Source organism: Bacillus cereus group sp. MG20 (assembly GCF_040459885.1).
Lineage (GTDB): Bacteria > Bacillota > Bacilli > Bacillales > Bacillaceae_G > Bacillus_A > Bacillus_A cereus.
In genome coordinates this window covers 2,882,862-2,896,064 of record NZ_JARVHF010000001.1, presented here as the reverse complement: position 1 = coordinate 2,896,064, position 13,203 = coordinate 2,882,862, and the positions used below count along the sequence as shown (strand labels likewise).

Here is a 13,203-nt window from a genome sequence, read left to right as displayed (position 1 = left end):
TTATCCTCTTTTCCATCTTGTACCTTGAGCGGTATCTTCTAAAATAATATTACGGTCTTTTAAGTCATCGCGAATTTGATCTGATAATGCAAAATCACGATTTTTACGAGCTTCAATGCGTTTTTGAATAAGTGCCTCAATTTCTTCATCAAGCAACTCTTCTTGCGCTAATTCTAACCCTAAAATATCAAATAATGTTTCAAGTTGTTTTACGTATGCTTCAATTACCACTGTAGACGTATGTTCTTCCAGTAAATATTGATTCGCATGATTCGCCACATTATATAACTCAGTGATTGCATTAGCAGTGTTGAAGTCATCATTCATCGCTTCTTCAAATGCAGTCTGGAATTTTTCCAGTTCCACTAGCCATTTCTCATTATGGTCTGTTAAATCAGTACTACTTTCCATACGGTGTTTTAAGTTACCGTAAGCCGTCTTAATTCTTTCCAGTCCGTTATTTGTGCTTTGTAATAACTCTTCACTGAAATTAATTGGATGACGGTAATGTACCGATAGCATAAAGAATCTAATTAACTGGGGATTATATTGCTTAATGATATCGTGAACTAAAATAAAGTTCCCCAATGACTTAGACATCTTCTCATTATTAATATTAATATATCCATTGTGCATCCAGTAACGTGCAAATGTTTTTCCAGTTAATGCCTCAGACTGCGCAATTTCATTCTCATGATGAGGAAATGCTAAGTCTTGACCACCAGCATGAATATCGATTGTATCTCCTAAGTATTTACGTGCCATTGCCGAGCATTCAATATGCCAGCCTGGACGACCTTTCCCCCAAGGGCTTTCCCAGAAGATTTCTCCTTCTTTAGCATCTTTCCATAAAGCAAAATCAAGAGGATCTTGTTTCTTTTCTCCTACTTCAATACGCGCACCGTGACGTAAGTCTGCGATTGGTTGATGCGATAATTTACCATATCCTTCGAATTCCTTCGTTCTAAAGTACACATCACCTTCTGATTCATATGCATATCCTTTATTCACAAGTTCTTGAATAAATTCAATAATGATATCCATATTTTCCGTTACACGCGGATGAACTGTTGCGTGTTTGCAACCTAGTGCCGTTACATCCTCAAAGTACGCTTCAACGAAACGGTCAGCAATTGTCGGCACATCTTCACCTAATTCATTTGCTGCTTTAATTAATTTATCATCTACGTCAGTAAAGTTGGATACATACTGCACATCATATCCTTTATATTCTAAATAACGGCGTACCGTATCAAATACCATAGGTGGTCTTGCATTCCCAATGTGAATATAGTTATAAACTGTAGGTCCACACACATACATCTTTACCTTATTTTCTTCTAATGGAGTAAACTCTTCCTTTTGACGTGTTAACGTATTATAAATGTGAATAGTCATTTTTATCCTTCCTTTCTACCTTTACTTCAAGTTGTTTTTTCAATTTATCAAGTTCTACTTCCATGACCTTTAACTTATCAAAAATTGGGTCTGGAAGGTCAGAATGATTTAATTCTTGACCGATTTTTACTCCATTTTGAATAACGACTCGGCCAGGTATACCTACAACTGTAGAATGTGCAGGGACTTCTTTTAATACGACAGAACCTGCTCCAATTTTAGAATTCTCTCCAACTATAATAGAACCTAGTACTTTAGCACCTGTTGCAATTAATACATTATCCTGAATTGTAGGATGCCTCTTTCCTTTTTCTTTACCCGTACCACCTAATGTAACCCCTTGATAGATCGTTACATTATCACCAATTTCGCACGTTTCTCCAATTACAACCCCCATTCCATGGTCTATGAAAAAACGACGACCAATTGTTGCTCCTGGATGAATCTCAATGCCAGTAAAGAAACGACTAACTTGTGAGATCCAACGTGCAATAAAGAAGAAATTTTTTTTATAAAAAGCGTGTGCAATTCGATGGGCCCAAACTGCATGTAATCCAGAGTAAGTCAAAATGACTTCGAAATAACTTCTTGCCGCTGGATCCTGTTCAAAAACGACTTCAATATCTTCCCGAAGCCTCTTAAACATCGACGTTCCCTCCCCTTTATGGGCTGCTTTTTCGAGTGAACTAACTCCCTACTTATCTCCCTAAATCTTTATACACGTAGATAAAATTTATACTTACACCCAGTTTTACGGTATAAAAAAAGACGCCTCTGTCATATTGACAGAGACGCCTTATAAGCGCGGTTCCACTCTGTTTAGGCTAAAAAAGCCTCAAACTCATCTCTGATAACGGTGTACACCGCTTCTGCTTACTTTACGCCCTAAGACGTTTCGCAAAACAATTTACTGTTCAGCAGAAGACTCGAAGGGGCATTTCAAAAATCCGCTTATAAACCACTTCCAGCCTAAAGGTGGTTCTCTCTGTAAAAAGCCTGATTTTCTACTTCTCCTTCTCGTCGCTTTTCCTTATTAGGTTTTAAGTATACTTATTATATTTCTAAACCTAGAAAATGTTAACCAATTACTTTTTGAAGACGATTTAAAACTTTTTCTTTTCCAAGAAGTGCAATAGCATTCGGAAGCTCTGGACCATGTGTTTGACCAGTAGTTGCAACACGGATTGGCATAAATAAGTTTTTACCTTTATGACCTGTTTCCTTTTGAACTGCTTTAATAGCCGCCTTAATTGCTGCTGGTTCCATCGCTTCTAGTGCTTCTACTTGACCAGCAAATGCACGAAGTACTTCTGGTACTTGTTCACCTTTTAATACTTCTTGTCCTTCTTCTTCATAATCAACATGATCTTTGAAGAACATTTCAGAAAGCTCTACAATTTCAGCTCCAAAACTCATTTGTTCATGGTATAAAGCAATTACACCACGAATCCAATCTTGATCTTGTTCACTTAAAGTTTCTCCCACACGTCCAGCTTTCACTAAATGCGGTAAACTTAACTCTACAACCGTATCTAAATCTTGCTTTTTCATATACTGGTTGTTCATCCATTTTAGTTTTTGAGAATCAAATAATGCAGGTGATTTTGATAAACGAGCTGCATCAAACATTTTGATAAACTCATCTTTAGAGAAGATTTCTTCTTCACCTACTGGTGACCAACCTAATAGCGCAATAAAGTTAAAGATTGCTTCTGGAAGATATCCAAGCTCTTTATATTGCTCAATAAATTGAATAATAGATTCATCACGCTTGCTTAATTTTTTACGACTTTCATTTACAATTAAAGTCATATGACCGAATTGTGGGATATCCCAACCGAAAGCTTCATAAATCATCATTTGTTTTGGCGTGTTTGAAATATGATCATCACCACGAAGTACATGTGTAATCTCCATTAAGTGATCATCTACTGCTACCGCAAAGTTATAAGTTGGGATTCCATCTTTTTTCACGATAACAAAATCACCAAAATCATTTGAATGGAATGCAACTTCGTCTTTTACGATGTCTTTGAATGTGTAATCACGATTAGCTGGTACACGGAAACGAATACTCGGAATACGTCCCTCAGCTTCAAATTCTTTCATTTGTTCTTCAGTTAAATCACGGTGGTTACCTGCATAACGAGGTGTTTCACCACGAGAAATTTGTCCTTCACGCTCTGCTTCTAGCTCTTCTTCTGTCATATAACATTTGTAAGCTAAACCACGCTCTAATAAATCTAGATATAATTTTTTATAAATATCTAAACGCTCTGTTTGACGATATGGTCCAAATTCACCGCCAACATCAACACCTTCATCCCAGTCCATACCGAGCCATTTTAAGTATTTTAATTGGCTTTCTTCTCCACCAGCCACGTTACGTTTTACATCAGTATCTTCAATACGAATAATAAACTTGCCATCTAAATGACGAGCAAATAAATAATTAAATAATGCCGTACGCGCATTTCCGATATGTAAGTGTCCTGTTGGACTTGGCGCATAGCGCACTCTCACTTGCTTTTCCATAATTGGTACACCTTCCATTCTTAATGTCTACACATTCTATAATTGTACAACAAAAAAATGTGATTATCCATCTTACGAATTAAAAACCATTATTTTTTCTGTAATAATACCACTGCTTGAGAAGCAATTCCTTCTTCCCTACCTGTAAATCCTAATTTTTCTGTTGTAGTTGCCTTTACATTAATGTTATCTATAGACGTTTCTAACAGTTCACTAATACGTTTACGCATACTTTCAATATGCGGTGCCATTTTTGGCTTTTGAGCAATAATTGTACAATCTAAATTCCCTAACTCGTAACCTTGTTCACGCACAAATTCCCAAACTTTTTGCAACAATACAGCTGAATCTGCATCTTTAAAAGCTGGGTCTGTATCAGGAAAATGCTTTCCGATATCTCCTGCTGCAATGGCACCTAAACATGCATCAGCAATCGTATGTAACAATACATCTGCATCTGAATGGCCGATTAATCCTTTCTCGTGTGGAATTGTAATTCCGCCAATAATTAACGGTCTACCTTCTGCAAATTCATGCACGTCAAAACCTTGTCCAATTCGAAACATTCTTTACATCCTCCTTGAGCTAAACCACTGAGCTTTATGACTCTATATTATATCGATATCCTTACAAAGAAAAGCCCGGCCATTGCCGGGCTTTCCTTTGTTATACACCATCACGGCTATTTTTTCAGAACATGAAGGAAACTTTCAGCAATTAGTAAATCCTCTGGAGTCGTCACTTTAATATTATAGTAACTCCCTTCTACTACACCTACTTGCTTTCCAATACGTTCCACGAGACTTGCATCATCTGTACCAAGAAAACAGCTCTGTTTTGCACTTCTATGAGCTTCTAGCAAAAGAGAAACAGAGAACCCTTGCGGTGTTTGGACAGCCTTAAGCTGAGATCGTTCTACCGTTTCGACAACAACACCTTGCTCTACCTTCTTAACTGTATCCTTTACTGGCACTGCACAAATGGAAGCTCCATATTTTTCTGCTGCTGTTAATACATCTTGAATCACTTTATTCGTTACGAATGGGCGCGCTCCGTCATGTACAAGAACGTATTCAACATCACTCGCATGCTGAATCGCGTTATATACACTATCTTGTCTTTCGGCTCCACCCTGAATAAATTGTACCTGTTTTTCAATCGGATACTTCTGCATTAACTCTTCAAAATACGGGCGTTCCTCTTCGTTAATTGCCATAACAATACTTTTGCACGCTTTATCTCTTTCAAAAGCACGTAATGTATGAACGATAATCGGTACTTCATTTATAAGTAAGAACAACTTATTTTTGCCAGCACCCATCCGCTTTCCTTGGCCGGCTGCCGGAATAATTAATGTATACATATTAATAATCCTCTACCTATAATGCTTTTTCTAATAATTTACGTTTTGCGAAAATCATACGACCAGCTGATGTTTGTAATACGCTAGTAACCAGTACATTAAGTTGCGAACCTACATACTCTCTACCATCTTCTACTACAATCATCGTACCATCATCTAAGTACGCAACACCTTGGTTTTGCTCTTTACCATCTTTCACAACATAAACATTTAATTCTTCGCCAGGGAGTACAACTGGTTTAATTGCATTAGCTAAATCATTAATGTTTAACACTGTTACTCCTTGTAATTCAGAAACTTTATTTAAGTTAAAATCATTCGTTACTACAGTTCCACCGGTGATTTTTGCTAACTTTACAAGTTTGCTATCCACCTCTTGGATATCCTCGAAATCGCCTTCATAAATTTCTACCGGAATCGGCATCTCTTTTTGAATACGATTTAAAATGTCTAGTCCTCTGCGACCACGATTACGCTTTAAAGCATCGGAAGAATCGGCAATATGCTGAAGCTCTTCTAATACGAATTGTGGAATCACAATTGTTCCTTCCAAAAACTTCGTTTGGCAAATATCAGCAATACGTCCATCGATAATTACACTCGTATCGAGAATTTTCCAATGAGTCGTAGATTTTTCTGCTTCTGCCTCTTCGTTCTCGCTATTATTTTTCTTCTTACCTCCGCGTTGGGGTAATGTAAATAATCCTAGCAATTCATTCCTCTTTTTAAATCCTACTTGGAATCCTAAATATCCAAGTAAAAGAGTGAAGAACACTTGCAATACCGTACTAATAACCGGAATTGTAAATTCACGAATCGGTATTAAAATTAAATATGCAACAATAAGACCAGAGATCAATCCTAATGTACCAAATAAAACATCTGCTACAGGCGCCTTTACAAGAGCCTCTTCAATATGCTTAATAAGTTGAACAATATAATCTACAAGCCAAAATGTTGTTAAAAATAAAATAATTGCACCAATAATCGCACGAACATACGATCCTTCCAATAAAGGAACAGCACCGATGTCTAATACATTAATAACTTTTGGGATTAAGTAAATCCCTAACGCTCCCCCGATCACTAGAAAGAAGAGCTGTACGATCCGTTTTAACATCCAACCACCTCCTACTCATTATTAACCATTGTTTCGCTAATCAAAACGCCGAATGCAAAAGCGGACGTGTTTTTTTATAAATAGTTTTATTTACCAATATATCATATCATATACCAAAAATGTTCTAGTGTCGTTATATTATGGAATCAATGTAATATTCTTAATTGTGTCTACTCATATATAGATGCTCTTGAATTCTTTTTAGGCCTTCTCGTATTTTCTTCGCCCTTACTTCCCCAATTCCTTCCACATCATCCAATTCATGAATAGTCGCGCGACAAACTCCTTGCAACGTTTTGAATCGATTAATTAAATTTTCAATGATAAGTGGCGGAACACGAGATATTTTGCTTGTAATTCGATATCCCCTTGGCGTCACACTTTCTTCTAAACTGGTTTGCCCTGGGTAACCAAGTAATTTAACTAAATCACTATCCTCTAAAAGTTGTGTATTTGCAAGGTCCTGTAACTTTTTCAAAATTTGATGATGGTCTTGTGTTTTCTCCTGATGGTAATCTTTAATTAACAATGCTGCCTCTGCTTCTAAATCAGCTAGTAATTCTGTAAGCTGTAAACGAATTAACCTACCTTCTGTTCCTAGCTCATGAATATAGCTCAATATTTCATTTTTAATACGCAGTACCATTTCAACACTATGTAAAACGTGAACTACCTCAGACATTGTAACGACCTCTTCAAATTCTAGAATGCCCAAATTCGTAATACCATCATTCCATACAGCCTTATATTTTTCTAACGTTTGAATAGCTTGGTTTGCCTTTGTTAAAATAACCCCTATATCTTTTAGTGTATAACGTAAGTTCCCTTGATATAGCGTAATTACGTTACGTCTTTGTGAAATGGCCACAACAAGGCTGCCCGTCTGCTTCGCTACACGTTCTGCTGTTCGGTGACGCATACCGGTTTCAATAGAATCAATAGATGCCTCTGGAACTAACTGTGCATTCGCTATTAAAATTTTACTTCCCGTTTCATTTAAAATAAGTGCCCCGTCCATTTTTGCTAATTCATATAAACTAGCAGGAGAGAATGCACAATTAATGTGAAAACCACCATCCACAATACTTTTAATCTGCTCATTATATCCAAGAACAATTAGCCCCCCTGTTTGTGCGCGAAGTACATTATCTATCCCTTCACGCAGTGGTGTTCCTGGGGCCACGAGCTGTAAAATATTAATCATACTTTTGACACGTTGCTTATTTTCTTCCATAGCCTAGCCTCCTAATGTCAAACGAAGCGCTTCTCCTAAATTAGAAACACCTACAACCTCAATCCCATCCGGAATTGTCCATCCTCCTAAGTTTTTTCTAGGAATAATAACACGTTGAAATCCTAATTTAGCTGCTTCTTGTACACGTTGTTCGATTCTTGATACTCTTCTTATTTCTCCAGTTAATCCTACTTCTCCTATTACTGCATCAGTTGGTGCCGTAGATTTATCCCTAAAACTTGAGGCTATACTTAAAGCCACTGCTAAATCAATTGCCGGTTCGTCTAATTTCAAACCACCAGCTACTTTTAAATATGCATCTTGATTTTGCAATAGTAAACCTGTTCTTTTTTCTAATACTGCCATAATAAGCGAAACACGGTTATGATCAATTCCCGTCGCCATTCTTCGAGGATTTCCAAAACTAGTAGGGGAGATTAATGCTTGTATTTCTACTAAAACCGGTCTTGTTCCTTCCATTGAAGCAACTACTGTTGATCCTGCAACACCAACCGGCCTTTCCTCAAGGAAGATTTCAGAAGGATTTAAAACTTCCGCAAGACCAAGCTCTTTCATTTCAAAGATACCCATTTCATTCGTGGAACCAAAACGGTTCTTCACAGCCCGTAAAATACGATACGTATGGTGTCGATCTCCTTCAAAGTAAAGAACTGCATCGACCATATGTTCTAACATACGAGGTCCTGCAATTGCTCCTTCTTTTGTCACATGCCCGACAATGAAAATAGGGATTCCTTTTGTTTTTGCAAGTTTCATTAATTCCGCTGTACATTCACGTACTTGTGCCACACTTCCTGGTGCTGACGTCACTTCAGGTAAATGTATCGTTTGAATAGAATCAATAACAACAAAAGCTGGATTCATCTCTTCAATATGTGCTGCAATACGCTGCAGGTCTGTCTCTGCTACAACAAATAGATTGCTACCCTTTACATGCAAACGATCTGCACGAAGTTTAATCTGCTTTGCCGACTCCTCACCCGATATGTATAATACATCATATGAAGAATCTGCTAATTGTGATGAAATCTGTAATAGTAATGTTGATTTTCCAATCCCAGGGTCTCCACCAATAAGCACTAAGGACCCATCTACAATTCCACCACCAAGCACACGATTAAACTCTTGAAATTCCGTTTCAATACGTGCCTCAGACTTTGTTTCTACTTCGGTAAGACGTCTTGGTTTTGTTACTTCCGTTTGAATTGCATTCGCGTAATTAAGGCGCCTAGATGATACAACTGGCTCCATTTCTTCAACAAGTGTATTCCATTGACCACATCCAGGACATTTACCCATATATTTTGGTGACTGATAACCACATTCTTGACATATAAATTTCGTTTTCTTTTTAGCCATACCTTTTTATAGTTCACTTCACTTTCGTCTATAAACGTTTATCCTTCTCGTACAAGAAAGAGGGCTATCGCGTAGCCCTCTTTGTTTGTCTATACTTATTTTACCTTTTCCGCACTATGAATGACAAATGATTCTCCTTCTACATCAAAGATAACTTTTTGTCCTTTCTCAATAGCACCTTTTAAAAGTTCTTCTGATAGTCTATCTTCTACATGTTTCTGAATTGCTCTGCGAAGTGGACGAGCGCCATACTCACGATCAAATCCTTTATCTGCAATAGCTGAAATTGCCCCTTCCGTTAAGTGCAATTCGATTTCTTGTTCTTTTAAGCGATTAACTAACTGATTTACCATAAGAGTTACAATCTCTTGAATATGTTTTTTCTCAAGCATATGGAATACGATAATTTCATCAATACGGTTTAAGAATTCTGGACGAAATGCCTTTTTCAGCTCATCCATTACTTTACCTTTCATATCCGAATAATCACGGCTTTCATCTTGTACATTAAATCCAAGATGTTTGTTACGTTTTAACGCCTCGGCACCAACGTTAGACGTCATAATAACAATCGTATTACGGAAATCAACTGTACGTCCTTTAGAATCTGTTAAACGACCATCTTCTAATACTTGTAGTAAAATATTAAACACATCCGGATGAGCTTTCTCTACCTCATCTAATAAGACAACTGAATATGGCTTGCGACGAACTTTCTCTGTTAATTGTCCACCTTCTTCATATCCAACATATCCTGGAGGAGAACCAACTAAACGGGAAGTAGAATGCTTCTCCATGTATTCTGACATATCGATGCGAATCATTGCATCTTCATCACCGAACATAGATTCTGCTAGTGCTCTTGCAAGTTCTGTTTTACCTACACCTGTTGGCCCTAAGAAAATAAATGAACCAATTGGGCGCTTCGGATCTTTTAATCCTGCTCTTGCACGACGAACAGCTTTTGCTACAGCTACTACTGCTTCATCTTGACCAATCAAACGATCATGGAGAATGGATTCTAAATTTAATAATTTATCAGTCTCTGTTTGTGCAAGTTTAGAAACTGGGATACGCGTCCATGTAGAAACGACATTTGCAATATCTTCTACCGTAACCTCTGAATTTTCTTTTCCTTGTTGCTCTTTCCATTGACGTTTTGTATCTTCTAACTTCTCACGTAAGCGTTGCTCCATATCACGTAAGGATGCAGCCTTTTCAAATTCTTGACTTTGTACAGCTGCATCTTTTTCTTTTCGAATCTCCTCAAGCTTCACTTCAAGCTCTTTTAAGTTTGGTGGTGTTGTATAAGAACGTAAGCGAACTTTTGAAGCAGCTTCATCAATTAAATCAATTGCTTTATCTGGTAAAAAGCGATCTGTAATATAACGATCTGAAAGTTTTACAGCTGCATCAATAGCGTCATCTGTAATAGATACACGGTGATGCGCCTCATAACGATCACGTAAACCTTTCAAGATTTGAATCGATTCTTCTAAACTTGGCTCATCAACATGAATTGGTTGAAAACGTCTTTCTAAAGCCGCGTCTTTTTCAATATATTTACGATACTCATCTAAAGTTGTTGCCCCAATACATTGTAACTCTCCTCGTGCTAAAGATGGTTTTAAAATATTCGATGCATCGATTGCACCTTCTGCTCCACCTGCACCAATTAATGTATGAAGCTCATCAATAAATAGAATAATATTGCCTGCTTGGCGAATTTCATCCATCACTTTCTTTAAACGATCTTCAAATTCACCGCGATATTTCGTTCCAGCTACCACTGTACCCATATCTAGTGTCATAACACGCTTATCTCTTAAAGTTTCAGGAACTTCATTATTTACAATTTGCTGTGCTAATCCTTCTGCAATTGCCGTTTTACCTACACCAGGCTCACCAATTAATACTGGGTTGTTTTTCGTTCTACGGCTTAATACCTCAATTACACGTTGAATTTCTTTACCACGTCCAATAACAGGGTCTAAGCGATTTTCACGCGCAACAACTGTTAAGTCCCTTGCTAAACTGTCAAGTGTCGGTGTATTTGCATTTGATGCTGAACCACCTTGATGACCTGAACTAGCTTCATTACTTCCAAGAAGTTGTAAGACTTGTTGTCTTGCTTTATTTAGACTTACACCTAAATTATTTAAAACACGTGCGGCTACACCTTCACCTTCGCGGATTAAACCGAGTAAAATGTGTTCTGTTCCAACGTAAGAATGGCCTAGCTTACGCGCTTCATCCATAGATAATTCAATAACCTTTTTAGCACGAGGTGTATAATGTACAGTTTGAGAAGCTTCTGTTCCACGCCCAATTAACGCTTCTACTTCTTTTTGAACTTTCTCTGGACTTAATCCAAGAGCAATTAATGCTTTTGCTGCAATTCCTTCACCTTCGCGTACAAGCCCAAGTAAAATATGTTCTGTTCCAATATTATTATGCCCAATACGAATTGCTTCCTCTTGAGATAAAGCTAATACTTTCTGTGCTCTTTCTGTAAATCTTCCAAACATCATAGAAATCGCCTCCTACTTGCGCTTAGTTTTTTTCAATACGTAATCGCTCACGGATTAAGGTTGCTCTTCGATAATCTCTTTCTTCTGGCCCTAAAGGTCCACCTGCGTATTGTTGTAAAATACCTGGTTGCGTAAGAACCATTAGCTCAGTCAAAATATTTCTCGATATACCTTTTATATATCCTAGATCAATACCAAGTCGTACATCCGATAAGCAATTGGCTGCTTCTGCAGATTGAATTAAACGACTGTTTGCTAGTATGCCGTAAGAACGATAAACCTTATCTTCAAGTTCAATACTTGAATTTTGTACAATTAATTCTCTAGCTATTTTTTCTTGCTGTATAATTTGTTGAATGACACTCTTTAAATCTGCAATAATATCTTCTTCAGACTTTCCTAGCGTCATTTGATTTGAAACTTGAAATATATTACCTAACGCTTCGCTACCTTCACCGTATATTCCTCTTACTACTAACCCTAATTTTTGAATTACTTGTATAATACGGCTAATTCTTTTTGTTAAAACCAGTCCCGGTAAATGAATCATCACAGAAGCTCTTAACCCTGTGCCAACATTAGTAGGACAACTTGTAATATATCCAAGTGATTCATCAAAAGCGTATTCAACTTCTTTCTCAATCCAATTATCTATTTGATTGGCGCTTTGAAGCGCCTCTGATAACTGTAATCCTGAAAATAGGCACTGAATCCGAATATGGTCTTCTTCATTAAGCATAACACTAATATGTTCACTTTCTGATAGTAGACATGCTCCATATTCTGTCCCTGCAAGATTTGGACTAATTAAATGCTTTTCGACTAAAACTCTCCTTTGAAGAGGGGTTAATTCATTCATCTTTAATAGTCCAAACTCCCCAAAGGACCCTACTGCTTTATTTATAAATTTCTTTTTGAATAATTCATGAATCTGTTTAGTTTCTTCTTCGTTTTGCATAGTGGAAAATTGATATTGTTTAAAATTACGAGCCAAACGAATTCGACTACTTAAAACAATATCAGAATCAGGGCCATCCCCCTTCATCCATGGACTAATTGCTTCGTTCATAATTTTGTCCAGTGACATAGAATTATTCCCCCTCCCTATGCTCACTAAGCTGTATTTCAAGACCTCGGATTTTATCCCTTACCTCTGCAGCTTTCTCAAATTCCTCTTTCTGTACGTATTGTTTCAGAATAAGTTTTAGTTCATCTAATTCTTTCTTTAAGTGGATATTTCCTTCTATACGTTCCGGAATTTTTCCACAATGTTCTGTATGCCCACCGTGAAGGCGTTTTAATAATGGCTTTAAATGCTCCTTAAATGTATCGTAACAAGAAGAACAGCCAAAACGTCCGACTTTTGTAAATTGTTCATATGTCATCTTACAATCTGGACACCTTACTATATCTGCATTTGAAAATCCATTTTTTCCTTCTTCAAACATTGTTGATTCACCGTGTAATAAACCAGCAAATAAATCATGAAATGAAAAGTTAGACTGCGATGATTGAAAGAAAGACGTATAGCCACTTTGCTCTGCACATTGCTCACAAAGATGAACTTCCGCCTTCTTCTCGTTAATTACTTTTGTATAATGTAAAGTTGCTGGTCTTATGTTACAGTTTTGACAAGTCATCA

11 protein-coding genes and 1 other annotated feature are annotated in these 13,203 nt (G+C 37.2%); all 11 genes read right to left on the bottom strand.

What is annotated here, in order from left to right:
• Nucleotides 1-1,398 carry a cysteine--tRNA ligase gene (gene cysS, locus QCI81_RS14845; RefSeq protein ID WP_098853019.1) on the bottom strand — a complete coding sequence of 466 codons (1,398 nt, stop codon included), beginning with the start codon at nucleotides 1,396-1,398 and terminating at the stop codon, nucleotides 1-3.
• The gene (cysE, locus tag QCI81_RS14840; RefSeq protein WP_097918320.1) at nucleotides 1,379-2,044 is read right to left on the bottom strand and encodes a serine O-acetyltransferase; all 666 of its coding nucleotides are present in this window, start codon (nucleotides 2,042-2,044) and stop codon (nucleotides 1,379-1,381) included. Before cysE ends, cysS begins: the two co-directional genes overlap by 20 nt.
• Before the next feature lie 138 nt (nucleotides 2,045-2,182).
• Nucleotides 2,183-2,428 (bottom strand) — a binding site (T-box leader).
• A gap of 47 nt (nucleotides 2,429-2,475) precedes the next feature.
• Complete coding sequence (gltX, locus tag QCI81_RS14835) at nucleotides 2,476-3,933, bottom strand: glutamate--tRNA ligase (RefSeq protein WP_000415150.1); 1,458 nt, start codon at nucleotides 3,931-3,933, stop codon at nucleotides 2,476-2,478.
• An 89-nt stretch (nucleotides 3,934-4,022) separates the two neighbouring features.
• A complete protein-coding gene (gene ispF, locus QCI81_RS14830) occupies nucleotides 4,023-4,499 on the bottom strand; it encodes a 2-C-methyl-D-erythritol 2,4-cyclodiphosphate synthase (protein WP_000488386.1) in 477 nt (158 codons plus the stop codon).
• Between the two features lie 116 nt (nucleotides 4,500-4,615).
• Entirely contained in the window at nucleotides 4,616-5,296 is a 681-nt protein-coding gene (ispD, locus tag QCI81_RS14825) for a 2-C-methyl-D-erythritol 4-phosphate cytidylyltransferase (RefSeq protein ID WP_000288307.1), read from the bottom strand.
• 16 nt (nucleotides 5,297-5,312) lie between these two features.
• Nucleotides 5,313-6,416, bottom strand: a complete 1,104-nt coding sequence (locus QCI81_RS14820; protein ID WP_053565451.1) for a PIN/TRAM domain-containing protein — start codon at nucleotides 6,414-6,416, stop codon at nucleotides 5,313-5,315.
• Between the two features lie 160 nt (nucleotides 6,417-6,576).
• Nucleotides 6,577-7,650, bottom strand: a complete 1,074-nt coding sequence (gene disA / locus QCI81_RS14815) for a DNA integrity scanning diadenylate cyclase DisA (protein ID WP_000392164.1) — start codon at nucleotides 7,648-7,650, stop codon at nucleotides 6,577-6,579.
• 3 nt (nucleotides 7,651-7,653) lie between these two features.
• The gene (gene radA, locus QCI81_RS14810; protein ID WP_001085199.1) at nucleotides 7,654-9,030 is read right to left on the bottom strand and encodes a DNA repair protein RadA; all 1,377 of its coding nucleotides are present in this window, start codon (nucleotides 9,028-9,030) and stop codon (nucleotides 7,654-7,656) included.
• Between the two features lie 95 nt (nucleotides 9,031-9,125).
• Nucleotides 9,126-11,561, bottom strand: a complete 2,436-nt coding sequence (gene clpC / locus QCI81_RS14805; RefSeq protein ID WP_000971170.1) for an ATP-dependent protease ATP-binding subunit ClpC — start codon at nucleotides 11,559-11,561, stop codon at nucleotides 9,126-9,128.
• 22 nt (nucleotides 11,562-11,583) lie between these two features.
• The gene (gene mcsB, locus QCI81_RS14800; RefSeq protein WP_157417215.1) at nucleotides 11,584-12,648 is read right to left on the bottom strand and encodes a protein-arginine kinase McsB; all 1,065 of its coding nucleotides are present in this window, start codon (nucleotides 12,646-12,648) and stop codon (nucleotides 11,584-11,586) included.
• Between the two features lie 4 nt (nucleotides 12,649-12,652).
• On the bottom strand, nucleotides 12,653-13,201 hold the full coding sequence (mcsA, locus tag QCI81_RS14795) for a protein-arginine kinase activator protein McsA (protein WP_000128385.1): 549 nt from the start codon (nucleotides 13,199-13,201) through the stop codon (nucleotides 12,653-12,655).
• Nucleotides 13,202-13,203 lie beyond the last annotated feature (2 nt).